21 protein-coding genes are annotated in these 24317 nt (G+C 63.5%); 18 read left to right on the top strand and 3 right to left on the bottom strand.

All coding sequences use genetic code 11. The annotated features are described in order from the left end of the window. Positions 1 to 3 precede the first annotated feature (3 nt). The gene (locus MesoLj_RS30065; protein ID WP_202323576.1) at positions 4 to 1497 is read right to left on the bottom strand and encodes an NAD-dependent succinate-semialdehyde dehydrogenase; all 1494 of its coding nucleotides are present in this window, start codon (positions 1495 to 1497) and stop codon (positions 4 to 6) included. Positions 1498 to 1627: 130 nt separating this feature from the next. Further along, positions 1628 to 2119: an Lrp/AsnC family transcriptional regulator gene (locus MesoLj_RS30060; RefSeq protein ID WP_202323575.1), complete on the bottom strand. Its 492-nt coding sequence runs from the start codon at positions 2117 to 2119 to the stop codon at positions 1628 to 1630. Positions 2120 to 2202: 83 nt separating this feature from the next. Between MesoLj_RS30060 and ehuR the strand changes: the two genes are divergently transcribed. The 14 genes from ehuR to MesoLj_RS29990 all read left to right on the top strand — a co-directional run bounded on the left by ehuR (position 2203) and on the right by MesoLj_RS29990 (position 17549). Beyond that, on the top strand, positions 2203 to 3588 hold the full coding sequence (gene ehuR, locus MesoLj_RS30055; protein ID WP_140769463.1) for a MocR-like ectoine utilization transcription factor EhuR: 1386 nt from the start codon (positions 2203 to 2205) through the stop codon (positions 3586 to 3588). Between the two features lie 125 nt (positions 3589 to 3713). Then, positions 3714 to 4499 (top strand): ectoine/hydroxyectoine ABC transporter ATP-binding protein EhuA, encoded by a 786-nt coding sequence (gene ehuA, locus MesoLj_RS30050; RefSeq protein WP_274609139.1) that lies wholly within the window; start codon positions 3714 to 3716, stop codon positions 4497 to 4499. A gap of 80 nt (positions 4500 to 4579) precedes the next feature. Further along, positions 4580 to 5431 carry an ectoine/hydroxyectoine ABC transporter substrate-binding protein EhuB gene (ehuB, locus tag MesoLj_RS30045; RefSeq protein ID WP_140769459.1) on the top strand — a complete coding sequence of 284 codons (852 nt, stop codon included), beginning with the start codon at positions 4580 to 4582 and terminating at the stop codon, positions 5429 to 5431. 65 nt (positions 5432 to 5496) lie between these two features. Continuing rightward, positions 5497 to 6156: an ectoine/hydroxyectoine ABC transporter permease subunit EhuC gene (gene ehuC, locus MesoLj_RS30040; RefSeq protein ID WP_202323574.1), complete on the top strand. Its 660-nt coding sequence runs from the start codon at positions 5497 to 5499 to the stop codon at positions 6154 to 6156. 33 nt (positions 6157 to 6189) lie between these two features. Continuing rightward, positions 6190 to 6849, top strand: coding sequence for an ectoine/hydroxyectoine ABC transporter permease subunit EhuD (gene ehuD, locus MesoLj_RS30035; RefSeq protein ID WP_140769455.1), 660 nt, complete (start codon positions 6190 to 6192; stop codon positions 6847 to 6849). 3 nt (positions 6850 to 6852) lie between these two features. Next, positions 6853 to 7632 (top strand): ectoine utilization protein EutA, encoded by a 780-nt coding sequence (eutA, locus tag MesoLj_RS30030; RefSeq protein WP_202323573.1) that lies wholly within the window; start codon positions 6853 to 6855, stop codon positions 7630 to 7632. A gap of 5 nt (positions 7633 to 7637) precedes the next feature. Next, entirely contained in the window at positions 7638 to 8624 is a 987-nt protein-coding gene (eutB, locus tag MesoLj_RS30025; RefSeq protein ID WP_202323572.1) for a hydroxyectoine utilization dehydratase EutB, read from the top strand. Then, the gene (locus tag MesoLj_RS30020) at positions 8621 to 9613 is read left to right on the top strand and encodes a cyclodeaminase (protein WP_202323571.1); all 993 of its coding nucleotides are present in this window, start codon (positions 8621 to 8623) and stop codon (positions 9611 to 9613) included. Before eutB ends, MesoLj_RS30020 begins: the two co-directional genes overlap by 4 nt. A gap of 90 nt (positions 9614 to 9703) precedes the next feature. Beyond that, positions 9704 to 10882, top strand: a complete 1179-nt coding sequence (gene doeA, locus MesoLj_RS30015; protein ID WP_202323570.1) for an ectoine hydrolase DoeA — start codon at positions 9704 to 9706, stop codon at positions 10880 to 10882. A gap of 5 nt (positions 10883 to 10887) precedes the next feature. Continuing rightward, positions 10888 to 11889: a N(2)-acetyl-L-2,4-diaminobutanoate deacetylase DoeB gene (gene doeB / locus MesoLj_RS30010; RefSeq protein ID WP_202327524.1), complete on the top strand. Its 1002-nt coding sequence runs from the start codon at positions 10888 to 10890 to the stop codon at positions 11887 to 11889. 288 nt (positions 11890 to 12177) lie between these two features. Then, a complete protein-coding gene (locus tag MesoLj_RS30005) occupies positions 12178 to 13296 on the top strand; it encodes an acyltransferase family protein (protein ID WP_202323569.1) in 1119 nt (372 codons plus the stop codon). Positions 13297 to 13449: 153 nt separating this feature from the next. Continuing rightward, a complete protein-coding gene (locus tag MesoLj_RS30000) occupies positions 13450 to 14115 on the top strand; it encodes a GntR family transcriptional regulator (protein ID WP_244735200.1) in 666 nt (221 codons plus the stop codon). An 84-nt stretch (positions 14116 to 14199) separates the two neighbouring features. After that, positions 14200 to 14994, top strand: a complete 795-nt coding sequence (locus MesoLj_RS29995; RefSeq protein ID WP_202323567.1) for a DeoR/GlpR family DNA-binding transcription regulator — start codon at positions 14200 to 14202, stop codon at positions 14992 to 14994. Positions 14995 to 15071: 77 nt separating this feature from the next. Next, positions 15072 to 17549: a GcvT family protein gene (locus MesoLj_RS29990; protein WP_202323566.1), complete on the top strand. Its 2478-nt coding sequence runs from the start codon at positions 15072 to 15074 to the stop codon at positions 17547 to 17549. Here the strand turns inward: MesoLj_RS29990 and MesoLj_RS29985 are convergent. Beyond that, the gene (locus MesoLj_RS29985) at positions 17546 to 18415 is read right to left on the bottom strand and encodes a LysR substrate-binding domain-containing protein (protein WP_140769439.1); all 870 of its coding nucleotides are present in this window, start codon (positions 18413 to 18415) and stop codon (positions 17546 to 17548) included. The genes MesoLj_RS29990 and MesoLj_RS29985 overlap by 4 nt on opposite strands. A 269-nt stretch (positions 18416 to 18684) precedes the next feature. Between MesoLj_RS29985 and MesoLj_RS29980 the strand changes: the two genes are divergently transcribed. From MesoLj_RS29980 to pbfA, 4 genes are all read left to right on the top strand, one after another. Beyond that, positions 18685 to 19884, top strand: a complete 1200-nt coding sequence (locus tag MesoLj_RS29980) for a 2-aminoethylphosphonate--pyruvate transaminase (RefSeq protein WP_202323565.1) — start codon at positions 18685 to 18687, stop codon at positions 19882 to 19884. Between the two features lie 24 nt (positions 19885 to 19908). Further along, positions 19909 to 21168: a phosphonoacetate hydrolase gene (phnA, locus tag MesoLj_RS29975; RefSeq protein WP_202323564.1), complete on the top strand. Its 1260-nt coding sequence runs from the start codon at positions 19909 to 19911 to the stop codon at positions 21166 to 21168. A gap of 260 nt (positions 21169 to 21428) precedes the next feature. Then, positions 21429 to 22886 carry a phosphonoacetaldehyde dehydrogenase gene (phnY, locus tag MesoLj_RS29970; RefSeq protein ID WP_202327523.1) on the top strand — a complete coding sequence of 486 codons (1458 nt, stop codon included), beginning with the start codon at positions 21429 to 21431 and terminating at the stop codon, positions 22884 to 22886. A 72-nt stretch (positions 22887 to 22958) separates the two neighbouring features. Next, entirely contained in the window at positions 22959 to 24317 is a 1359-nt protein-coding gene (pbfA, locus tag MesoLj_RS29965) for a (R)-1-hydroxy-2-aminoethylphosphonate ammonia-lyase (protein WP_202323563.1), read from the top strand.

Raw genomic sequence — 24317 nt, 5'->3', positions numbered from 1 at the left:
GGCTTACGCCACATCCAGGCAGAGATATTTGAGATCGGTGAAAGCCTCCAGCCCATGGCGCGAACCTTCGCGGCCGATGCCGGATTGCTTGACGCCGCCAAACGGGATCGGCGCGCCGGTGATCTTGACGCGATTGACGGCAACCATGCCATAGTCGAGCGCGCGGCCCATGCGCTGCTGGCGCGCGCCGTTCTCTGTCACGACATAGGCGACCAGGCCGTATTCGGTGGCGTTGGCCCGTCCGATGACCTCATCCTCGCTGTCGAAGGGCGTGACCGCCGCGACCGGCCCGAAGGTCTCTTCGTGCATGATCAACGCCTCATCGGTGACATCGGCCAGCAGTGTCGGCTGGTAGAACAATGACCCGGCCTGATGCCGCCTGCCGCCAGTGAGACAGCGCGCGCCATGGGCAAGCGCATCGGCGACCTGCTCCTCGACCTTTGTGACGGCGCGCTCATGCATCAGCGGTCCGATGTCGGTTTTATCGACAAGGCCGTTACCGGTCCGCAGCGCCTCGATGCGCCTCGCAAAGGCGGCGCAGAAGCGCTCGTAGAGCGGACGCTGGACATAGATCCGGTTGGCGGCAAGGCAATCCTGACCCGATGTGGCGAATTTGGCATCGATGGCAATGCTCATGGCCTTGTCCAGATCGGCATCGGCAAAGACGATCAGCGGCGCGTGGCCACCGAGTTCCATCACCAGCCGCTTCATCGTCGGCGCGCTTTGCGCCGCGATGAGCCTGCCGATTTCGGTCGAGCCGGTAAAGCTCATGGCACGGATTCGCGGATCCTCGCACATCCGCCCGACGATCGTCGCGGCCTTGCCGGTGACGATGTTGAAGACGCCGGCCGGCAGGCCGGCGCGCTCGCCAAGTTCGGCCAGCGCCAGCGCCGACAGCGGCGTTTCCGAGGACGGGTGCGCGACGATGGTGCAGCCGGCGGCAAGGGCGGCGGCGGCCTTGCGGGTCAACATGGCCGACGGAAAATTCCACGGCGTGACGACGCCGACGACACCGAGCGGTTCGCGCCGCACCATCATTTCCGCGTACGGCAGATGGCTGGTGACGCTCTCGGCGTTGAGGCGCTTGGCTTCCTCCGCGTACCATTCGACGAAGGAGGCGGCGTAGTCGATTTCGCCGAGCGACTCCTGCAGCGGCTTGCCCTGTTCCAGCGTCATCAGCAGGGCGAGGTCCTCCTTGGCGCCGATGATCAGCTCGAACCATTTTCGCAGGATTTTTGACCGCTCCTGCGGCAGCAGCGACCGCCAGGCAGGAAAAGCGCGCGCGGCGGCATCGATCGCTTTTGTCGTTTGCCGCGCATCCAGCGCGGCAACGAAGGCAACGGTGGTGCCGGTCGCCGGATCGGTGACCTCAAAACTTTCGGCGGCCTCGCTCGCCGTCCAATGGCCGTCGACATAGGCGAGTTCGCGCAACAGCCGGCGGTCTGCGAGGCGGTCGAGCGCTTCGTGGCGATGCGAGCGGGCGAAATGCGCGGACATGGTCGAGGCCTCCCGGTTCGGACTGATGCGGGAAGACTATCCGTCATGCGCGGACAGAGAGGCTGTTTGGGCGCCCTGAAGCAGAGAGATTCTCTCTATTGTGCTGTCTCGGCAGACGATCTCTCCGGCACTACGGCGACGCCGGCAGCAACTCGGCGATGGGAAGCGCGATCTCTTCCTTCACCGTCTTGGTCACGATGTAGGTGAAGTAGCGGTCGATCCCGATCTCGCGCTCGAGCAAGCCGTCGACCAGCCGCTGGTAGGCGTCGATGTCGCGCGCCATCACCTTCAGCAGATAATCGACGCCGCCGCCCACCGACCAGCAGGCGACAATCTCGGGGATGTCTCGGATGACGCGCTCGAAGCGGTCGAAATCAGCCTGGCGGTGGCTGGCCAGCGTCACCTCCATCAGTACGGTGGCGACCGGCGCCACGACGCGCATGGCGATCCGGGCGTGATAGCCCGAAACGATGCCGGCCTTTTCCAGCTTGCGCAGCCGCATCCAGCACGGCGTCGGCGACAGTCCCACCTGCTCGGCCAGCGCCAGCTTGGTGATGCGCCCGTCGCGCTGGATGGCGTCGAGGATTTTGAGGTCGATAGCGTCGAGTTTCGCAGTAGTCATCAGAGCCCACTTTTTCGTCCACGGTACCATGATGGCGCATTATTTCGATTGTCAATTGCACTGATTTCGATCTCTAATAAGTCATGACATTGTGGCAACCAGATCCCGCGCTCATCCGGCGGCCAGCCTATCAATCGCTGGCAGACCAGTTCGCGCGTGCCATCCATGACGGGCGCCTCGCCAATGGCGCCCGTCTGCCCACGCATCGCCGCCTGGCCGATGACCTCAAACTGTCGGTGCAAACGGTCAGCCGCGCCTATGAGGAACTGATCCGGCGCGGCCTGATTTCGGGCGAGATCGGTCGTGGCAGCTTTGTCCAGACGCAGCGCCGCGAACCGGAGCCGCCCTACCTGCCGGAGCGTCTCGGCGAGGTCATCGACCTGTCCATCCTGAAGCCGGTCTGCGAGCCTATGCATCTGGAGCGGTTGAAGCAGGCGCTGGGCTGGCTAGCCGAAAACCTGCCGTCGAGTTCGGCGCTGTCCTTCCGGCCCAACATGGTGTTTCCGCGCCATCGTGCCGTGGCGGTCGAATGGCTGAAACTGTGCGGGCTCGAGGCCTCGGCGCAGAACATCAGCCTGACCAACGGCGCCACCGCCGGCATGACGGTGGCGCTGATGAGCGTGGCGCCGCCGGGATCGACCGTCGCCACCGAGGCGATCGGCCATCACACGCTGGTGCCGCTGGCGCGCTATCTCGGCTTCAACCTCGAAGGCCTGCCGATCGACGACAATGGCCTGATCCCGGAAGCGCTGGACGAGGCCTGCAGGCTTTCCGACATCCGCGCCGTGTTTGTGCAGCCCTCCGTGATCAATCCGACGGCAACGCTGATGGATGCGGCACGGCGCGCCGAGATCGCCGCGGTCGCGCGCAAGCACGACATCGCCATCATCGAGAACGATGTGCTGGGGCCGCTGGTCGAGGACCGGCCGCCGCCGGTTGCCGCCTTCGCCCCGGAGCGCACGCTCTACGTCACCTCCTTCACCAAGATCACCGTGCCCGGCCTGCGCATCGGCTATCTCGCCGCGCCCGACCGCTATGTCGCCGCTGTCGCCAACCGGCACCTGGTCTCCAACTGGATGGCAACGCCGCTGGTGGCCGAGATCGCCACCAAATGGGTGACCGACGGCACCGCGATGGAACTCGTCCGCTGGCAGCGCACGGCCCTGCGGCGGCGGCAGGATATCGCAGCGGAGGTGCTTGCCGGGATCGACTATCGCGCCCGGCGCGACGGGCTGCACGTCTGGCTGCAGCTGCCCGACGACCGCGCCGAGGAGGGCTTTGTCGCCCAGGCCCGGCTGCAGGGCGTGGCGATCGCCCCTGGCACATCCTTCCGCATTTCGGATGCGCCCTGGCATCCGGCTGTCCGTATCTCGCTGGGCTCGACCACCGAAGGGGAACTGCGCGCCGGTCTCGGCGTTGTCACCAAGCTCTTGCTTGGCGATCCGGAGCATCTGCTGCTGGCGATTTAGGCCGACTATGCTTCGAAATTGTGCGGAATCAGAATAATTGTCATGATATTATTTTCCCAATTGACATGATTTGGCGCGTTCCGCATCGTTAAGGGCACAGGCTTCTCCAGCACGGGGAAATTCATTTGTCCGCACCCATCATCAAGGTCGATGCCATTTCGAAGAGCTTCGGCGCCTTCAAGGTGCTGGACGGCCTGTCGATGCAGGTCATGCCGCGCGAGAAGCTGGCCCTGATCGGCCCCTCCGGCTCGGGCAAGACGACGATCCTGCGCATCCTGATGACGCTGGAGCGCATCGACGGCGGCCACATCCAGATCGAGGGCGAACATCTTTACCACATGGAGCGCAACGGCCAGCTGCTGCCGGCCGACGAGCGGCATCTGGCGCGGATGCGCCAGAAGATCGGCATGGTCTTCCAGCTGTTCAACCTGTTTCCACACAAGAGCGTCATCGACAATGTGACGCTGGCGCCGATGCTGACCAAGGGCACGCCGCGCGCTGCCGCCGAGAAGCGGGCGATGGAGCTGCTCGACATGGTCGGCATGGCCGACAAGGCCAAGGCGATGCCGGCGCAGCTGTCCGGCGGCCAGAAGCAGCGCGTGGCGATCGCCAGGGCACTCGCTCTGCAGCCCAAGATCATGCTGTTCGACGAGGTGACATCGGCGCTCGATCCGGAGCTGGTCGAGGAGGTGTTGAACGTCTTGTGGCGGCTCTGCGCCGAGACCGACATGACCATGCTGCTGGTCACTCATGAGATGGGCTTCGCCCACGACTTCGCCGACCGGGTGCTGTTCTTCGATCGCGGCAAGATCGTCGAGGAAGGCAAGCCCGACGAGATTTTCCGCCATCCCAAGCAGGAGCGCACGCAAGGCTTCCTGAAGAAGATCATCGCGGCTGGACATCGCGTCTGACCGCCATGCCTGAGGGAAGGCGAAGCCGTCCCGCAATCAAAACCAAAATGACAAAACCAAGAAACAAGGAGTTGGGAACAATGAAGAAACTTGGCATTCTGGCCGGCGTCGCCGGCCTTGCACTGACGGCGGTGCTGGCCGCCTCGATTCCGGGCTCGGCCGACGACAGCAAGCTCGAGCAGCTCAAGTCGCAGGGCTTCGCCCGCCTCGCCATCGCAAATGAACCGCCCTATACGGCGGTCGCCGCCGACGGCAAGGTTTCGGGCGCCGCGCCCGACGTGGCGCGCGAGATCTTCAAGCGGCTGGGCGTCGCCGATGTCGTTGCCTCGATCTCGGAATATGGCGCCATGATCCCCGGCCTGCAGGCCGGTCGCTTCGATGTCGTCACCGCCGGCCTGTTCATGAAGCCGGAGCGTTGCGCCGCGGTCGCCTATTCCGAACCGGTGCTGTGCGACGCCGAGGCGATGCTGGTGAAGAAGGGCAATCCGAAGGGCTTCAAGAGCTACGAGGACGTCGCCAAGGACACATCCGCCACCATCGGCGCGCCCGGCGGCGGCACCGAGGAGAAACTGGCGCTCAACGCCGGCGTGCCGCGCGAACGTGTCATCGTCGTGCCGGACGGCCAGAGCGGCCTGAAGATGGTTCAGGATGGCCGCATCGACGCTTACTCGCTGCCGGTTCTGTCGATCAACGATCTGATGAAAAAGGCCAATGATCCGAACCTCGAGGTTATCGCGCCGGTGCAGGGTGCGCCGGTCTATTGCGATGGCGCCGCCTTCAAGAAGGGCGACGAGGCGCTGCGCGATGCCTTCGACGTCGAGCTCGCCAAGATGAAGAAGTCGGGCGATTTCGCCAAGATCATCGAGCCTTACGGCTTCTCGGCCGCCGCCGCGATGTCGACGACGCGCGAGAAGCTCTGCGCCGCGAAGTGATTTTTGCCTTCTCCCCGTGAACGGGGAGAAGGCTCCTAAACCTAACGTTGGAAACCTCGAATTACATGACCCAGTGGTCCGGCTATTTCGGCCTGATATTGCAGGGAGCGCTTGTCACCATCGAGCTGACGCTGATGGGGTCGGTGCTTGCGCTGATCATGGCCTTTCTTGCCGGCATGGGGCGACTGTCGCGCTTCTTCATGCTGCGCGCGCTTGCCACCGCCTATATCGAATTCTTCCGCGGCACGTCGATCTTCGTGCAGCTGTTCTTCGCCTATTTCGTGTTGCCCTTGGTGGGTTTCGAACTGACCCCGCTGCAGGCCGGCGTCTTGGCGCTCGGCCTGAATGTCGGCGCCTATGCCGCCGAGGTGGTGCGCGGCGCCGTGCAATCGATCGGCCGCGAACAGCATGAAGCCTGCATCGCGCTCAATCTCGGCCGCTGGCAAGGCCTGCGCCACGTCATCCTGCCGCAGGCGTTTCTGGTGATGCTGCCGACCTTCGGCAACAACGCCATCGAATTGCTCAAGGCGACATCGGTCGTCTCTCTCATCTCGCTCGCGGATCTCACCTTCCAGGCGCAGGTGGTGCGCGCCCAGACCGGCAACACCATGGTGCCGTTCGCAACCATCCTGGTCATCTATTTCATCCTGGCGCTGCTCATCTCATGGGGCGTGCGCTCGCTGGAGCGCCGCATGGCGCGCGGCCTTGACGGAGTGCGTGTCTGATGGCCGGGGCGCGCTGATGGCAAGGGTTCGCTGATGGATTGGGATTGGGATTTTGTCCTGCAGATCCTGCCGACGCTGATCCAGGGGGTGAAGATCACCATCCTGGCGACGCTGCTCGGCTCGGTGCTGGCGGCGATCGTCGGGCTGGGCATTGCGCTGGCGCGCCGCTCGCCCAACAAGGTGCTGTCGCGTACCGTCGGCTGGGCGGCCGAATTCATCCGCGGCACACCGCTCCTGGTGCAGCTCTATTTCATCTTCTACGTGCTGCCCGACATCGGCATTCTTCTGCCGCCGCTCGTTGCCGGTGTCATCGGGCTTGGGCTGCATTACGGCACCTACACGGCGGAGGTCTACCGCGCCGGCATCGACAATGTACCGCGTGGCCAGTGGGAGGCCGCCAAGGCCTGCAACCTCAACGCCCGGCAGACCTGGACGCACATCATCATCCCACAGGCCATCCCACCGATGATACCGGCGCTGGCCAACTATTTCATCGCCATGTTCAAGGAGACGCCGCTGCTTTCGGCGATCACCGTACTGGAATTGATGAACCAGGCGAAAAGCGTCGCCAACACCTACTATCGTTATCTGGAGCCGATCACGCTGGTTGGCGCCTTCTTCCTCGCCATCAGTCTTTGTTCGGTCGTGCTGCTGCGCTGGCTGGAGCGTCGTTACGGCAAGATCGAGAGGTAACCGATGAAACCCTTGCCCGAAATCACAGTCCATCCGAAGCGGCCATTGCTCGATGATCGTCCGCTCGACAAGCGTATCGGCCTGATCATCCTGGCCACGGATCACACCAGCGAACCGGACTTTCGCCGCATGGTCGCGAGCGAGCGCATCGGCGTCTATGTCGCGCGCATCCCTTATGCCAATCCGACAACGCCGGAAAACCTGCGCAAGATGCAGCCGGCGCTGACGGCAGGCGCGGCATTGATCCTGCCTGACGAAAAGCTCGACGCGATCTGCTATTCCTGCACCTCGGCCTCGGTGGTGATCGGCGATGCCGAAATCGAGACGGCAATCCAGGCCGCCAAATCAGGCATTCCCGTGGTCACGCCGCCGATGGCAGGCGTGCGCGGGCTGAACGCCTTTGGCGTGCGTCGTATCAGCATCCTGACGCCCTACACGGTCGAAACCTCCAGGCCGATGGCGACGTATTTCGCGGCGCGTGGCTTCGAGATCGCCAGCTTCACCTGTCTCGGCTTTGAGGACGATCGCGAGATGGCGCGGATTCCGCCGGCAGCGCTTGTCGATCTCGCGCGGCAGACGACCCACCCGCAGGCCGACGCCCTGTTCGTGTCCTGCACGGCGCTGCGCGGCGCTCTTGCGGTCACAGGGATGGAACAGGCGATCGGTCGCCCGGTGGTCACCAGCAACCAGGCCAGCGCCTGGAATTGTCTGCGGCTGTGTGGCGACGACACAGCCCATCCTGAATTCGGCCGTCTGATGACGCTGCCTTTGCCGCGCGACTGACCACTATGGCGACAGTGAGCCTGAGCGATATCCATGCCGCGCGCGAGCGAATTCGCAACAAGGTCGAGCGGACACCAACCGTCACGTCCCAGAGCCTTACGGAACGCTTTGGCGTGCCGGTTTACCTCAAGCTCGAGCACCGCCAGACCACCGGTAGCTTCAAACTGCGTGGCGCCTCGAATGCCGTCGCCTCGCTCAGCGCGGGAGAGAAGACGCGCGGTGTCGTTGCTGCCTCGACCGGCAATCACGGTCGGGCACTGGCGCACGCGGCGAAACTCGAAGGCATGCGCGCCGTTATCTGCATGTCGCGTCTGGTGCCCCGGAACAAGCTCGACGAAATCCGCCGGCTCGGCGCCGAGGTCCGCATCGTCGGCAACAGCCAGGACGACGCGCAGCAGGAGGTCGAGCGGCTGGTGGCGCAGGAGGGGCTGTTGATGCTACCGCCCTTCGATCATCCCGCCATCATCGCCGGGCAAGGCACGCTCGGGCTGGAGATGATCGAGCAGGTCCCGAATGCCGATCTCGTTCTCGTGCAGCTCTCCGGCGGTGGTTTGGCCGCCGGCGTTGCCGCAGCGGTGAAGGCTGTCAGCCCCGGGACAAAAATCATCGGGGTTTCGATGGCGCGGGGTGCCGCGATGAAAGCGAGCCTCGATGCCGGCCACCCCGTTCTCGTGGAGGAATTGCCGACGCTCGCGGATTCGCTCGGCGGCGGCATCGGCCTCGACAACAGGCTGACTTTCGCCATGTGCCGTGACCTGCTCGACGATGTCATTCTGCTCAGCGAGGACGAGATCGCCGCCGGCATCCGCCATGCCTACGAACAGGAACGCGAGGTCGTCGAGGGTGCCGGCGCGGTCGGCATCGCCGCCCTGCTCGCCGGCAAGGTCAAGACGAAAGGACCTGTGGTGGTGCTGCTCTCCGGCCGCAACATCGACATGAATGCGCACCGCGGGATCATCTGCGGTGCGGCGATCGCGGAGCGTGCCGCATGAGCCGAATGACGGTCCTCACCGAGAGAGAGCTGCGCAAGATCGTGACGCTCGACCTCGACGCCATTACCTGCGTCGAAAACGCTTTTCGCGCGCTCGCCACCTTGCCGGTGGCGATGCCGCCGATCCTGCGGCTCGACATCCCGGAACATCGCGGCGAGGTCGACGTGAAGTCCGCCTACGTACCCGGTATCGACGGCTTCGCCGTCAAGATCAGCTCCGGCTTCTTCGACAATCCAAAACTCGGCCTGCCGAGCGGTGGCGGCATGATGGTGCTGCTTTCGGCAAAGACGGGTGTGGTCGAAGCGCTGCTGCTCGACAATGGCTACCTGACCGATGTCCGCACCGCCGCGGCAGGCGCGGTCGCGGCAAAGCATCTGTCGCGCGAAGACTCCACCGTAGCGGCGATCTTCGGCGCCGGTTTGCAGGCAGGTTTGCAATTGGAGGCACTGCGCCTTGTCAGGCCGATCAAGGAAGCACGCATCTGGGCGCGCGATGCCGCCAAGGCCGAAGCCACCGCTGCCCGCTTGAGCGAAAGACTGGGCATTGTCGTGCGCGCCGAGCGTGACGCGCCAAGCGCCGTTGCCGGCGCCGACATCGTCGTTACCACCACGCCGTCGACCGAGCCGCTGATCAAGGCCGGCTTTGTGTCCGCCGGCCAGCACATCACCGCCATGGGCTCGGACGCCGAGCACAAGAACGAGATCGCGCCTGCGATCCTGCGCATGGCCGATCTCTATGTCGCTGATAGCGCCCGCCAGACACGGCGGCTGGGCGAGCTCCACCATGCGATCGCGGCGGGAGTGATGGCGGCTGATGCTGAAGTCATCGAACTCGGCCAGATCATCGCCGGCGTCAAACATGGCCGGCGCTCGGCCAGCGACATCACCATCGCTGATCTCACCGGCACTGGCGTGCAGGATACCGCGATCGCCACGCTCGCCCGCGAACGCGCGTGGGCGACCAACGCCGGAACCATTTTTGAAAGCTGATGCTGGCCGCAGGAGCATGATCCGGAAAAGCGGAAACCGGTTTTCCGAAAAAGATCATGCGCAAGCTCCAACAAACGAGGACCCAGAACAATGCAACCAAACCTGAAATTCTCGCGCGGCGAATTTGCCGATCGCCTCGCGAAAACGCGGAAAGCCATGGAGGTCAAGGGCATCGATCTCCTTGTTGTCAGCGACCCCTCCAACATGGCCTGGCTGACCGGCTATGACGGCTGGTCGTTCTATGTGCACCAGGCGGTCATCGTGCCGCCGTCGGGCGAGCCGGTGTGGTATGGCCGAGGCCAGGACGCCAATGGCGCCAAACGCACCGCCTATCTCGCGCATAACAACATCGTCGGCTACGCCGACCACTACGTGCAGTCGACCGAGCGCCATCCGATGGACTTCCTGTCGAGCGTGTTGGCCGATCGCGGTTGGGGCAAGCTCACCATCGGCGTCGAGATGGACAATTACTGGTTCTCGGCCGCTGCGTTCGCCTCGCTGCAGAAGCATCTGCCCAATGCCCGCTTCGTCGATGCCACCGCCCTGGTCAACTGGCAGCGCGCGGTGAAGAGCCCGACCGAGATCGACTATATGCGCAAGGCCGCCCGCATCGTCGAAGCCATGCATCAGCGCATCGTCGACAGAATGGAAGTCGGCATGCGCAAATGCGACCTCGTCGCCGAGATCTATGACGCCGGCACGCGCGGCGTTGACGGTATCGGCGGCGACTATCCGGCGATCGTCCCGCTGCTGCCCTCGGGCGTGGACGCTTCAGCGCCACACCTGACCTGGGACGACCAGCCGATGAAGCGGGGCGAGGGTACCTTCTTCGAGATCGCCGGCTGCTACAACCGCTACCATTGCCCGCTGTCGCGCACCGTCTTCCTCGGCAAACCGACGCAGGAATTTCTCGATGCCGAGAAAGCGACGCTGGAAGGCATGGAGGCCGGGCTGGCGGCCGCAAAGCCCGGCAACGCTTGCGAGGACATTGCCAACGCCTTCTTCTCCGTCTTGAAGAAATACGGCATCGTCAAGGACAATCGTACCGGCTACTCGATCGGCCTGTCCTATCCACCGGATTGGGGCGAGCGCACAATGAGCCTGCGCCCCGGCGACCGCACCGAACTCAAGCCCGGCATGACCTTCCATTTCATGACCGGCCTGTGGCTGGAGACGATGGGCCTGGAAATCACCGAATCCATCTTGATCACCGAAACCGGTGTAGAGTGCCTGGCCAATGTGCCGCGCAAACTGGTGGTGAAGAATTGAGCCCGCTGTCCAGCCTCCGCCCGTCGCCGATCGCACCGACCGTCGATTTCGACCGCGACGGTGTCCAGCACGGTTTCCTGCGCCTGCCCTACAGCCGAGACGACTCTGCCTGGGGTTCGGTGATGATCCCGATCTGCGTCATCCGCAACGGCAAGGGACCGGCGGCGTTGCTTTCCGGCGGCAACCATGGCGACGAGTATGAAGGGCCGCTGGCGCTCTACGATCTCGCCCGTACGCTCGATCCCGCGCAAGTCAGCGGCACGGTGATCATCGTGCCGGCGATGAACTATCCTGCTTTCAGAGCCGGCACGCGGACATCGCCGATCGACAAAGGCAACATGAACCGCAGCTTTCCCGGCCGGCCGGATGGTACGGTGACAGAGAAGATCGCCGACTATTTCCAGCGCGAATTACTGCCCCGCGCCGACATCGTGTTCGATTTTCACTCTGGTGGAAGGACGCTGGACTTCGTCCCGTTCTGCGCCGCGCACACTTTGCCCGACAAGGCGCTCGAGCAGAAAGCCTTCGATGCGGTGGCGGCATTCTCTGCCCCGTTCTCGATGCGTATGATCGAGATCGATGCCGTCGGCATGTACGACACGGCAGCGGAGGAAATGGGCAAGGTGTTCGTCAGCACCGAGCTTGGCGGCGGCGGCACCTCACGCGCGCAAACGGTGCGGATCGCGCGGCGCGGCATTCTCAATGTGTTGCGCCATGCCGGCATTGTTGCCGGTGCGGTCGAGAAGGGCAGAACTCAGTGGCTGGACATGCCGTCCGGCGATTGCTTCTCCTTCGCCGAGGACGACGGCATGATCGAGACCATGGTCGATCTCGGCGAGCCCGTCCAGGAAGGCTCGGTTCTGGCGCGCATCCACTCCGTTGGCCGCACCGGCATCGCTCCGCTGGAAATCCGGGCAAAAATGTCGGGCATGCTGGCGGCTCGGCATTTTCCAGGGCTGGTCAAGGCCGGCGACTGCGTGGCGGTGGTCGCCGTGCAGGTCGATTGATCAATCGGTCTTTGCTCGAACAAGACAGAGACATGGACGGCCTGCATATTGCGCGACAGGCCTGAGGCCGCGATCGGGCCGCCCGTCGTGGCCCCTTACGACAGTTCCGGTGGGAGGCTATCCGCTCGCTGGGCTGTTCTGGAATAGATTTTCCCGGCACATGGAAATCAAAATTAACGAGAGACAGACAAAGTAGGCATGGGCGGGTTGGAATCCCCGCTCCGGTGCCATTGCTGGCCGGGCGCAGTGGCGACGATCGTTCAAGGCACGGGGCGCTTGGTCTGAATCATGAAGTCTTCGACTGGAGAGCATTATCCGGCGCTGGACCATATTCGTGGCCTTGCGGCTTTTCTGGTCTTCACCTGGCATTTCCTTCACCAGTCTCCCGATGGTCCGGTTCCTTATGGCTTCGTGCCGGCTTTACCCATCTTCAGCCTGCTGGATGAAGGAAACACCGGCGTTTCACTGTTCATGGCGCTCTCAGGTTATCTGTTCGCCAAGCTTCTCGATGGAAAACAAGTCAGGTATCTGCCCTTCTTTGCCAACCGAGCGCTGAGGCTGCTTCCGCTTTTGCTGGCCGTGATAGCAATCGAGGCTTGCCGCAGATATGAGGCGGGCCAGCCCCTGGGCGAGTATTTCACCGATGTTGGCAAGGGGTTGATTTTCCCGACTCTTCCGAGCGGCGGCTGGTCGATAACCGTGGAAGCCCACTTCTACATTCTGCTGCCGTTCCTGCTGATGGCGTCCAGACGCTTCCTGTTCGCGCCCTTGCTATTCATCGCGGCAGCGATTTTGCTGAGGTCGGCGCTCTACGTGCATCTCGGCGAGGTGCAGTTGGCGGCGGCCTGGACCATCATAGGCCATGCCGATCAGTTTCTGGCCGGCATTCTCGCTTTTCATCTCCGTGCCCATGCCAAAGATCGGCACTGGCTGGCATTGGTCGTTCTCATGGCATTTTCGGGGTTCTTCTGGTGGTTCGATGCCGCCGGCGGATTTTACCAGCTTGGGAGTTATCCGTCGCCCCATTCGATATGGATCATACTGCCAACGCTGGAGGCGGCGGCCTATTCCTTCGGCATTGCCTACTACGACACAAGTTTTCCAAGGAAGCGAACCAGCCTGCCTTTCAAGGTCGTGGAGAAGGCAGGCGCTTACAGCTACTCGATCTACCTTCTGCACCTGTTCTTCGTCATGCAGCTTGCCGCGTTCATAAACACGAACGTCATGAATATCAGCAACTTCTACCTTGCTTGCGTCTGGTCCGGCCTGTGCTTCCTGGCGACGATCCCGATCGGCTATCTCAGCTACACCTGTGTCGAAGCACCGTTCCTGCGTATGCGTATGCGATACACGGAGCCGGCAAGCGCCGATCCGATCCCGGTTGGGCGGCCAGCCGCCGCAGCCTAAGGCGCCGGCAGTCGGCGCCAGACTGCAATCGGACCCCGCTCGTACACGAGGATACTTATATCCCCAGTGCTTTTCCACTAGGCTGGATATCGCGTGTCAGGGGAGCATCGATTGCGCGGATTTTCCGAAAGCCTGATTGGGAGGCCGCAGACCGTGGCCGAGCAGGTTGCCAATGTCCTGCGCGAGGCCATAGCCAGCGGGACGCTGAAGGCGGGAACCGCGCTGCGCCAGGACGACTTAGCCGAGCAGTTCGGCTTCAGCCGCATGCCGATTCGAGACGCCCTTCGCCAATTGGAGGCGGAGGGCATTGTCTCCATCCATCCGACCAAGGGCGCGCATGTCGCCCGCATGGATGGCGCCGAAATCAGCGAGATCTACGCCGTGCGCGAATTGCTCGAGTGCGAAGCGCTGCGGCTGTCCGTGCCCGTCTTGTCCGGCGGCAGGCTCGACGAGGCCGAACAGGCGCTCGATCAGATCGATGCGGAGCGCAATATCGGCCGCTGGGGTGCCCTGAACCGCACCTTTCATCTGTCGCTCTACAATGCCTGCGGCAACCGGCGTCTGCTCGGCCTGATCGAGGCGCATCACAACGCCGCCGATCGCTATGTCCGCATCCTCTTATCGAACCTCGACTATCGTGCGCGCTCGCAGAGCGAGCATCGCGACCTATTGGCCGCCTGCCGCCAGCGCGACGGCAAGACGGCCGTGAGCATTCTGCGGCGGCATCTGCGCGAAGGAAGCGAGACGCTCGTCAAAGCGATAGAGGGTGGCGGTCTGTCGCGAAAAATACGAGCCCCGACAGGCAATGCCGAGGGCTGATCGATGCCGGCACGCCAGGTGCAGTTGCGTCAATATCCGTTAGCTGCCACATATTGCAACATCAATGCCCCCGCGAGGATCGCCATGTCTCCCGTCAGTCACTTGCCGGCGCGCGCCCTTGCCCCGCGCCGCCACGATGAGATCTTCAGGCGGCTCAGCGCCCAGGGTTCCGTCAGCGTCGCCGAACTGGCCGAGTTCTTCGATGTCTCGCGCGAAACCATCCGCCGTGACCTGAAGCTGCTTGCGGACCAGGGCCGGCTCGGCATCGTGCATGGCGGTGCCGCCCGCTTCGAGCCGAGTGAACCGGCGATGAGCCTGCGTAGCCAGGAAAATACCCCAGGCAAGGCGGCAATCGGCAAGGCGGCCGCCGGCCTGATCAAGGACGGAATGGTTGTCTTCCTCGATTCCGGCACCACCACTTTTGCTGTCGCGCAAGCCATGGCCGGCCTGCGCGATCTCACCATTTGCACCGCCAGCCTGAAGATCGCACTGCATCTGTGCCATGTCCCCGGCATGCGCGTGCACATGCTGGGTGGCGAGATCGATCCGGGCGAGGAAGCGGCTTCCGGCATCGACACGCTCGATGCCATGGCCCGCTTTCGCGTCGACATCGCCTTTCTGGGCGGCGGTGCCCTGTCACCGGACGGAGAGGTGACCGACTTCACTCGCGCCGGGGCCGAGCAGCGTGGCCGCATGATCGCGCTCGGCGGCAAGGCCTATTTCGTGCTCGACAGCAGCAAGTTCGGCAAGCTGACGCCGCTCAGGATCCCAAACTTCGACCGCGCTGCCGGAGTGATCGTCGACGCCAGTCCCGAACCGGCGCTTGTCGAAGCACTTTCGCAAAAGGGGCCTGAACTCATCGTGGCAATGCTGATGTGATTTTTTGTGATTTTTTGAGTTGATATTTGACTTTCCTGTGTTAGTGTGCCGGCCATTCCTCACATGGCGGAACGCTCATGGCACATGAATTTCCCTCCCAGGCACGGGTTGTCGTTGTCGGCGGCGGCATTATCGGCTGCTCGGTCGCCTATCATCTGACCAGGCTTGGTTGGACCGATGTCGTCCTGCTCGAGCAGGGCCAACTCAGCGGCGGCACCACCTGGCATGCCGCCGGCCTGGTCGGGCAGTTACGCAGCCACTCCAACATGACCAGCCTGATCCGCTATTCCACGCAGCTCTACAGCGAACTGGAGGCCGAGACCGGTCTTGCCACCGGCTGGAAGAATTGCGGCTCGCTGTCGGTGGCGCGTACCGCCGACCGGATGACAGTGCTGAAGCGCACGGCCGCTTCGGCCCGTGCTCAAGGGGTGGAGATCGATGTCATCTCGCCCAGGGAAGCCGGAAATCTATGGCCGGTGATGGCGACGGACGATCTGGTCGGCGCCGTCTGGTTGCCGGGCGACGGCAAGGCCAATCCAACGGATCTGACGCAATCGCTGGCCAAGGGCGCGCGTAACCGCGGGGCGAAAATCTTCGAGCGGGTCAAGGTCACCGGCATCAGCGTCAGGAACGGCGTCGTCCGTGGTGTCGAGACGGATCGCGGCGACATCGCGGCCGAGATCGTCGTCAACTGCGCCGGTCAATGGGCGCGCGAGGTCGGGCTGATGTGCGGCGTCTCGGTGCCGCTGCACTCGGCCGAGCATATGTACATCGTCACCGGCAGGATCGAGGGCGTGCATCCGGATCTGCCTGTCATGCGTGACCCCGACGGCTTCATCTACTTCAAGGAAGAGGTCGGCGGCCTGGTCATGGGCGGCTTCGAGCCGCATGCCAAGCCATGGGGCATGAACGGCATTCCCGAAAATTTCGAATTCGCGCTGTTGCCCGACGATTGGGACCAGTTCGAGATCCTGATGGAAAACGCGCTGGTCCGCGTGCCGCAATTGGCTGAGACCGAGGTCAAGAAATTCTACAACGGCCCCGAGAGCTTCACGCCGGACAACAACTTCATCCTGGGTGAGGCGCCGGAGCTGAAGAATTTCTATGTCGGCGCCGGCTTCAACTCGATGGGCATTGCCAGCGCCGGCGGCGCGGGCAGGGCGCTCGCCGAATGGATCGTCAACGGCGCGCCGACCATGGATCTCTGGCCGGTCGATATCAGGCGCTTCGCCTCCTTCAACAACAATCCGCGCTGGCTGCATGACCGGGTCAAGGAGACGCTCGGCCTGCACTACGCCATGCCTTGGCCGAACCGCGAACTGGATACCGCAAGGCCGTTCCGCCGCTCGCCACTCTATGACCGGCTCGCCGCCAAGGGTGCCTGCTTCGGCTCCAAGATGGGATGGGAGCGCGCCAACTGGTTCGCGGCCCCGGGAGAGAAGGCCGAGAATGACTATGCCTTTGGCTGCCAGAACTGGCACGAGGCGGTCCGGCGCGAGATGAAAGCGACGCGCGAAGCCGTCGCCATCTTCGACCAGACCTCCTTCGCCAAGCTTCTTGTCCAGGGCCTTGACGCCTGCGCGGTGCTCAACCGGATCTGCGCCGGCAATATCGACGTGCCGGTGGGCACCTCGGTTTACACCGGTGTGCTCAACGCGCGCGGTGGCTATGAAAGCGATCTCACCGTGATGCGGCTTGCCACGGAAAAATTCCTCATTGTCACCGGCTCGGCGCAAGCGGTCCACGACGCTGACTGGATCGTCAAGAACAGCCCATCCGATGCCCATGCGATCCTGACCGACGTCACCTCGTCCTATGCGCTGCTGGCTGTGATGGGGCCACGCTCGCGCGGCCTCCTCGGCAAATTGTCGTCGGCAGACCTTTCCAATGCCGGTTTCCCCTTCTCCACCATCCGCGAGATCGATATCGGCTACGCCACCGCCTATGCCAATCGCATGACCTATGTCGGAGAACTCGGCTGGGAACTGATCGTGCCGACCGAGTTCGCCGTCGGCGTCTACGAGGCGCTGCATGAAGCGGGCCGTGAATTTGGGCTGATCGATGCTGGTTACTACGCACTCGACGCCTTGCGCATCGAAAAGGGTTTTCGCGCCTGGGGCAGGGAATTGACGCCTGATATCAATCCCTGGCAGGCCGGGCTTGGCTTCGCTGTCGCCATGGACAAGCCGGGCGGCTTCATCGGCCGCGACGCACTGGTCGAGGCAAGGTCGTCAAAGGCACCGGCAAAACGGATCGTGCTGTTCACGCTGGACGATGCCGAGCCGATGCTGTGGGGCGGCGAACTGATCCTGCGCGACGGCAGGCCGGTCGGTGAGGTTCGCTCAGCCGCCTACGGCCACACGCTCGGCCGATCGGTGGCGCTCGGGCTGATCGAGAATGAAGCCGGCGTCGATGCCGCGTTCCTTGCCAGCGGGCGTTTCGAAATCGACCTTGCCGGCGTGCGCCATGCCGCCACAGCGCATCTGCGCAGCCCCTACGATCCGAAGTCGGAGCGGGTGAAGGCGGATGCGTTAGAGATCAGGGCCGCCGCTTAATCCGCCGACATCGAGCGCGCCATATCGAGAAAGGCACGCACGAGCTTGCCGCCGCTGCGCTCGCGCAGGCAGATCAGCGCTTCGTCCATCAGGGTTTCGGGTGCGTCGATGGTGATCGCCACCAGACGCGAATCCTGGCCGAACTCGGCCGCCGAGACAAAGCCGATGCCGGCACCCGAGGCCACGATCTCGCGGACGGCTTCGCGGCCCTCCGCCTCGATCACTGGCCTGAGTTCAACCTTCGACGCCGCGGCCAGGTCCTCGAGCTTCTGGCGCGTCTTCGAACCGCGCTCGCGCATGACAAGTGGTTCCTGCGCGAGTTGTTTCAGCGTCAGCGACTTCTTGCCCGACAGCGGATGGTCGATGGAGGTGAAGGCGATTATCGGCGTCGAATTCAGTTTCAGCACCTCGAAATCGCGCCCGGTCGGCACCTCGCCCAGCACGCCGATATCGGCATCGTAGCTGTAGAGGCTGCTGATCACCGTCTCGGTGTTGCCGGCGCGCACCGAAACCTGGACGCCGGGATAGCGGGCCCGGAAGCTGCCGAGGATATGCAGCAAATGGTGCGCGGCATCGGCAACGATGCGCAGCGTGCCGGAACGCAACGCGCGCGACTCCGTCAGAAGTTCCAGCGCCTGCTGCTCGGTATCGAACATGCGATGGGTTATCTCGAGCAGTTTTTGGCCCGAATGGGTCAGCGTGACCTGCTTCTTGTTCCGGTTGAACAGCAGCACGTCATACTCTTCCTCCAGCTTGCGCACCTGATCCGATATGGCGGGCTGGGTCAGGAACAGCGCTTCGGCGGCCCGCGAAAAACCGCCGGAGATCGCTACTTGATGAAAGGCTCGCAGCTGGACATAGCGCATCTTTGTCACCTCGAGGCACCGGAATTGCGGGTAATCTACCATAAGCCTGGATTTTCAAAAGTCAGAAATGAACGATTTGGCTTATGTTGAAAAGGCGAACTTATCCGGCTTCACAACCGTGTCATGACCGGATGCGATTTGTATCGCGTGGCCCTCGCTGACTATCGTCAGAATCGATACTTCGATACAAAATAACGATTTTACAAATACGTCGTGCGGGCCAAGAATGAGGCCACATAAAAAGCAGCAGCGATCTGTCGGAGGACACCATGCTCGCCGAGACGAAATTTGCCGCGGAGCCGCTGGCCAGGCCGGCGCTGGGCGAGCCGTATCTGCTGACCCCGGGCCCGCTCACCACGGCCTATTCGGTCAAGCAGGCGATGCTGCGCGACTGGGGATCCTGGGACGGCGACTTCCGTGCAATGACATCAGACATGCGCCGCCGCCTGCTGGCACTGACCGGGGACGCGAACGACGAGTTTGATTGCGTGCCGATGCAGGGCAGCGGTTCCTTCTGCGTCGAGGCGATGCTCGGTTCGTTCGTGCCCAGGGACGGCAAGGTGCTGGTGCTGGCCAACGGCGCCTACGGCCTGCGTGCCGCGCAGACCATGCAATATCTCGGCCGCGCCTATACGCTGATCGACAAGGGCGACTACCTGCCGCCGCGCGGCGACGAGGTGGCGGCCGCTCTCGAGGCGGACCCCGCCATCACCCATGTCATCGCTATCCATTGCGAGACCAGCTCGGGCATCCTCAATCCGGTCGCCGAGATTGCCGAAGCGGTCCATGCAAAGGGCCGCAAGCTGCTGGTCGATTCCATGAGCGCCTTCGGCGCCGTCGCGCTCGACGTCAACGAGATCCGTTACGAGGCGATGGTCTCGTCCGCCAACAAATGCATCGAGGGCGTGCCGGGCTTTGGCTTCATCATCGCCCGCAAGAGCGAACTGGAAGCCGCCAAGGGCCGCAGCCATTCGCTGTCGCTCGATGTCCATGCGCAATGGGCGCACATGAACAAGACAGGCCAGTGGCGCTACACCCCACCGACCCATGTCGTCGCCGCTTTCCTCGAAGCGCTGCGCCAGCACGAGGCCGAAGGCGGCGTCGCCGGCCGCGGCGCCCGCTACACCAGGAACCGTGACGTCATGGTTGCCGGCATGCGCGAGCTCGGCTTCGAGACGCTGCTCAGGGATCGCTGGCTGTCGCCGATCATCGTCACCTTCTTCAATCCGGCCCACGCCAACTTCGCCTTCGATCGTTTCTACGAACTGATGAAGGACAAGGGTTTCATCATCTATCCGGGCAAGCTGACGGTCGTGGATTCCTTCCGCGTTGGCTGCATCGGCCAGATGGACGAACATGTGATGCGCCGCGTCGTCGAGGCGGCGGCGCAATCGCTTGATGAAATGGGCGTCGACACCGCCGCCCCACCTGCCGCGGCAATCGCCGAGCGCGCCAAACTCGCCGCCTGACGCGGCCGATTTCGAGGATATCAGATGAACCAGATGTCTCCCGTCAATGTCGCCGTCAACGGCCGCACCTACGCCTGGCCGCGCGTGCCGGCCATCGCCATCTGCCTTGACGGCTGCGAGCCGGCCTATCTCGACGAGGCGATCAAGGCCGGGCTGATGCCGGCTCTGGTCAGGATCAAGGAGAAGGGCACGGTGCGTTTCGCGCACTCGGTCATTCCGAGCTTCACCAACCCCAACAATCTGTCGATCGCCACCGGCCGTCCGCCGTCGGTGCATGGCATTTGCGGCAACTATCTCTACGAGCGCGAGACCGGCAAGGAAGTGATGATGAACGACCCGCGCTTCCTGCGCGCGCCGACGATCTTCCAGGCCTTCTACGATGCCGGCGCCAGGGTTGCCGTGGTCACCGCCAAGGACAAGTTGCGCGCGTTGCTCGGCAAGGGACTGGCTTTCGATGAGGGCCGCGCACTGTGCTTCTCGGCGGAAAAGTCCGACACCACCACCAAGGCCGAGCACGGCATCGACAATGCCTCCAAGCACTTCGGACTGCCGGTGCCTGAAGTCTATTCGGCCGAACTGTCGGAGTTCGTCTTTGCCGCCGGTGTCCAACTGCTCAGGGAATTCCGTCCCGACATCATGTACCTGACGACGACAGACTATGTGCAGCACAAATACGCGCCGGGCGTGCCCCAGGCCAACGCCTTCTACGAGATGTTCGACAAGTACCTGGCCGAACTCGATGCGCTGGGCGCGGCGATCGTCGTCACCGCCGACCATGGCATGAAGCCCAAGCATAAGGCGGACGGTTCGCCAGATGTGGTCTATGTCCAGGACCTGCTCGACGAGTGGCTCGGCAAGGATGCCGCCCGTGTCATCCTGCCGATCACCGACCCCTATGTCGTCCACCACGGCGCGCTCGGTTCCTTCGCCACCGCCTATCTGCCCGATGGCGCCGACCAGGCCGGCATCATGGCACGGCTCGCCAAGACAGACGGCATCATGCTGGTCGTCGACAGCCCGACCGCCTGCGAGCGCTTCGAGCTTCCTGCCGATAGGATCGGCGACATCGTGCTGATCTCGACCGAGAACAAGACGATCGGCACGTCGGAGCATCGCCATGATCTGGCGGCCCTCAACGAGCCGCTGCGCTCGCATGGCGGGCTGACCGAGCAGGAGGTGCCGTTCATCGTCAATCGTGTGCTGCCCGACCTGCCGAACGAGCCGACGCTGCGCAATTTCGACGCCTTCTACTATGCGACGATGGCGGCGGCGCTAGCGGGCTGAGTGAATTGGGCGCCAGCGGGTATGTGGCCGTCCATCATGGCGCCGGTCGACCCCCACTCCGGCCCTTCGGGCCACCTCTCCCCCGATCGACGGGGAGAGGAAGGGCGCCGATCTGGCCGACCATGGCTCCCTTCCTCTCCCTCCGGAGGGGGAAGAGGTGGCGCCGCGAAGCGGCGACGGAGTGAGGGAAGCCATTGCCGAGACGCGGTGGCCTTGCTGATGGAAGATCAATGTTGCCTACCGAGGACCGGGAACTCGAAATGACCAAGCTCGACACCTCAATCAAAGTTCGCCACGAGCCGATGCGCATAGCGGGTCACAAGGTCGACGCCGATGACGTCGTCCCGGTTCACTACCCCTACACCAACGCAGTCATTGGCACCGTGCCAGCCGGTCGCGCCGAGCATGCGCGAAAAGCCTTCGGGATCGCCGCTGGCTACAAGTCGAAACTGACGCGCTACGAGCGCCAGCAGATCCTGTTTCGCACCGCTGAAGCGCTGGCGTCGCGCCGCGAAGAGATCTCCGATCTCATCACGCTCGAACTCGGCATCTCCAAGACCGACTCGCTCTATGAGGTCGGTCGTGCCTATGACGTGTTCACGCTGTCGGCGCAGATGTGCATCCAGGATGACGGCCAGATCTTCTCCTGCGACCTCACCCCGCACGGTAAGGCGCGCAAGATCTTCACCACCCGCGAGCCGCTGAAGGCGATTTCGGCGATTACGCCCTTCAACCATCCGCTCAACATGGTGTCGCACAAGGTGGCGCCGGCGATCGCCACCAACAATTGCGTGGTGGTGAAGCCGACCGAATTGACACCGATGACGGCGCTGCTTCTGGCCGACATTCTCTACGAAGCCGGACTGCCGCCGGAAATGCTGTCGGTGGTGACCGGCTGGCCGGCCGATATCGGCAACGAGATGATCACCAACGAGAACATCGATCTCATCACCTTTACCGGCGGCGTGCCGGTCGGCAAGATGATTGCCCGTACCGCCGGCTATAAACGCCAGGTGCTGGAACTCGGCGGCAACGATCCGCTGATCATCCTCAACGATCTCTCCGATGACGATCTCGCCAAGGCGGCCGATCTCGCGGTGGCCGGTGCAACGAAGAACTCCGGCCAACGCTGCACGGCGGTCAAGCGCATCCTTGTCCAGGAAAGCGTCGCCGACCGTTTCGTCCCGTTGGTTTTGGAGCGGGCGAAAAGAATCCGCTTCGGCGATCCGATGGACCGCTCGACCGATCTCGGCACCGTCGTGCACGAGAAGGCCGCGGCATTGTTCGAAACCCGCGTCCACATGGCCGCGGAGCAAGGCGCCGAAATTCTCTACAATCCGGGCAGGCAGGGTGCGCTGCTGCCGCCGATCGTCGTCGATCGCGTGCCGCATACGTCCGAACTGGTGATGGAAGAAACGTTCGGGCCGATCATCCCGATCGTGCGCGCGCCGGACGATGACGAGGCGCTGATAGCACTCTCCAACTCGACCGCCTTCGGCCTGTCGTCGGGTGTCTGCACCAACTCCTTTCCGCGCATGCAGAAATACATTGCGGGCCTGCAGGTCGGCACGGTCAACATCTGGGAAGTGCCGGGCTACCGCATCGAGATGTCGCCCTTCGGCGGCATCAAGGATTCGGGCAACGGCTACAAGGAAGGCGTCATCGAAGCGATGAAGAGCTACACCAATGTGAAGACATTCTCGCTGCCTTGGTCGTGACCGGGCAGCGTCGACTGGCAGAATAATCGAGGGGGCGTTCCACGCTCCGTCATTCGCGTTTCGGAGACGATGATGGCCGCAATACCAGAGCTTGTGCATACCGAGGGCGATTCCAACACCACGGCGGCACGCGGCCGCTGGGACGCCGGCCAGGACGATCCTCGCATCCGCGGTCTGCTCGATCGCGACGCGGCCGCCTTCATGCATCAGAGCCTCTCCAGCCCCTGTCTGTCGACGATCGCCAGGGCGGAAGGCATCTGGATCGAGGACACTGCGGGCCGTCGTTTCATGGATTTCCACGGCAACAGCGTGCATCACCTCGGTTACGCTCATCCCAGGCTGGTGGCAGCGATCAAGAAGCAGCTCGATGAGCTCTGTTTCGCGCCGCGCCGCTTCACCTGCGAGCCCGCTGTCGAACTGGCGGAGAAACTGGCGGCACTGGCGCCCGGCGATCTAGGCAAGGTGCTGTTCACCACCGGCGGCTCCGACGCCATCGAGGTGGCGCTGAAGATCGCGCGAGCGGCAACCGGTCGCTTCAAGACAGTGTCGTTCTGGGATGCGTTTCATGGTGCCGGCTTCGGCGCGGCAAGTGTTGGCGGCGAGGCGACCTTCCGCTCGCACATATCAGGCCCGATGATGACCGGTACCGAGCATGTCGCGCCATGGGACGGCTATCGCTGCCCGTACGGCCACGATTCCCTTGAAGCGTCCGGGCTCGCCTGCGCCAACATGATCGCCTATGTGCTTGGCCGCGAGCAGGATGTGGCGGCGGTCGTCGCCGAACCGATGCGGGCGACACCCAACCCGCCGCCGCCCGGCTTCTGGAAGCGCGTGCGCGAGGCTTGCGACCGGCACGGCACGCTGCTGATCTTCGACGAAATTCCGACTGGTCTCGGCAAGACAGGTAAGTTTTTCGCCCATGAGCATGACGGCGTGACACCCGACATCGTCGTTCTCGGCAAGTCGCTCGGCGGCGGCATCCTGCCGATCGCTGCCGTCATCGCCCGCCGCGACCTCGACGTCACCGGCGGCTTTGCCATCGGTCACTACACCCACGAAAAGAATCCGGTGACGACGCGTGCCGCGCTGACCACCATCGACATCATCCTCGAAGAGGGGCTGGTCGAACGGTCGGCCGAACTCGGCCGGCATATGCTTGGACGCATGCAGGACCTGATGGCGCGTTCGCCTGAAGTCGGTGACGTCAGGGGCAGGGGGCTGATGGTGGGTGTCGAGCTGGTCGAGGACCGCGCCACGCGCCAGCCGGCACGCGACCTTGCCGAACGCGTCTTCTACGCCTGCCTGGAGCAAGGCCTGAGCTTCAAGATCAGCCATGGCAATGTGCTGACGCTGTCGCCGCCGCTGGTCATCTCGAAAGCCGATCTCGACCGCGCGCTCGACATCGTCGAGCGCGCCGTGCTTGCGGCCTGA

The organism is Mesorhizobium sp. 113-3-9 (assembly GCF_016756515.1).
Taxonomy (GTDB): Bacteria; Pseudomonadota; Alphaproteobacteria; order Rhizobiales; family Rhizobiaceae; genus Mesorhizobium.
The sequence above is the reverse complement of the archived record's forward strand: the minus strand, read 5'-3'. Positions and strand labels throughout refer to the sequence as shown.

Bases quoted from the DNA above. Each gene is read 5' to 3' on its own strand.
- ehuB (WP_140769459.1), top strand. From the start codon at position 4,580: ATGAAGAAACTTGGCATTCTGGCCGGCGTCGCCGGCCTTGCACTGACG.
- MesoLj_RS29980 (WP_202323565.1), top strand. From the start codon at position 18,685: ATGCTCGCCGAGACGAAATTTGCCGCGGAGCCGCTGGCCAGGCCGGCG.
- MesoLj_RS29995 (WP_202323567.1), top strand. From the start codon at position 14,200: ATGTCTCCCGTCAGTCACTTGCCGGCGCGCGCCCTTGCCCCGCGCCGC.
- MesoLj_RS29985 (WP_140769439.1), bottom strand. From the start codon at position 18,415: ATGCGCTATGTCCAGCTGCGAGCCTTTCATCAAGTAGCGATCTCCGGC.
- ehuD (WP_140769455.1), top strand. From the start codon at position 6,190: ATGGATTGGGATTGGGATTTTGTCCTGCAGATCCTGCCGACGCTGATC.
- phnY (WP_202327523.1), top strand. From the start codon at position 21,429: ATGACCAAGCTCGACACCTCAATCAAAGTTCGCCACGAGCCGATGCGC.
- ehuR (WP_140769463.1), top strand. From the start codon at position 2,203: ATGACATTGTGGCAACCAGATCCCGCGCTCATCCGGCGGCCAGCCTAT.
- MesoLj_RS30065 (WP_202323576.1), bottom strand. From the start codon at position 1,497: ATGTCCGCGCATTTCGCCCGCTCGCATCGCCACGAAGCGCTCGACCGC.
- MesoLj_RS30005 (WP_202323569.1), top strand. From the start codon at position 12,178: ATGAAGTCTTCGACTGGAGAGCATTATCCGGCGCTGGACCATATTCGT.
- eutA (WP_202323573.1), top strand. From the start codon at position 6,853: ATGAAACCCTTGCCCGAAATCACAGTCCATCCGAAGCGGCCATTGCTC.
- MesoLj_RS30020 (WP_202323571.1), top strand. From the start codon at position 8,621: ATGAGCCGAATGACGGTCCTCACCGAGAGAGAGCTGCGCAAGATCGTG.
- phnA (WP_202323564.1), top strand. From the start codon at position 19,909: ATGAACCAGATGTCTCCCGTCAATGTCGCCGTCAACGGCCGCACCTAC.
- ehuC (WP_202323574.1), top strand. From the start codon at position 5,497: ATGACCCAGTGGTCCGGCTATTTCGGCCTGATATTGCAGGGAGCGCTT.
- MesoLj_RS30060 (WP_202323575.1), bottom strand. From the start codon at position 2,119: ATGACTACTGCGAAACTCGACGCTATCGACCTCAAAATCCTCGACGCC.
- pbfA (WP_202323563.1), top strand. From the start codon at position 22,959: ATGGCCGCAATACCAGAGCTTGTGCATACCGAGGGCGATTCCAACACC.
- eutB (WP_202323572.1), top strand. From the start codon at position 7,638: ATGGCGACAGTGAGCCTGAGCGATATCCATGCCGCGCGCGAGCGAATT.
- doeA (WP_202323570.1), top strand. From the start codon at position 9,704: ATGCAACCAAACCTGAAATTCTCGCGCGGCGAATTTGCCGATCGCCTC.
- MesoLj_RS29990 (WP_202323566.1), top strand. From the start codon at position 15,072: ATGGCACATGAATTTCCCTCCCAGGCACGGGTTGTCGTTGTCGGCGGC.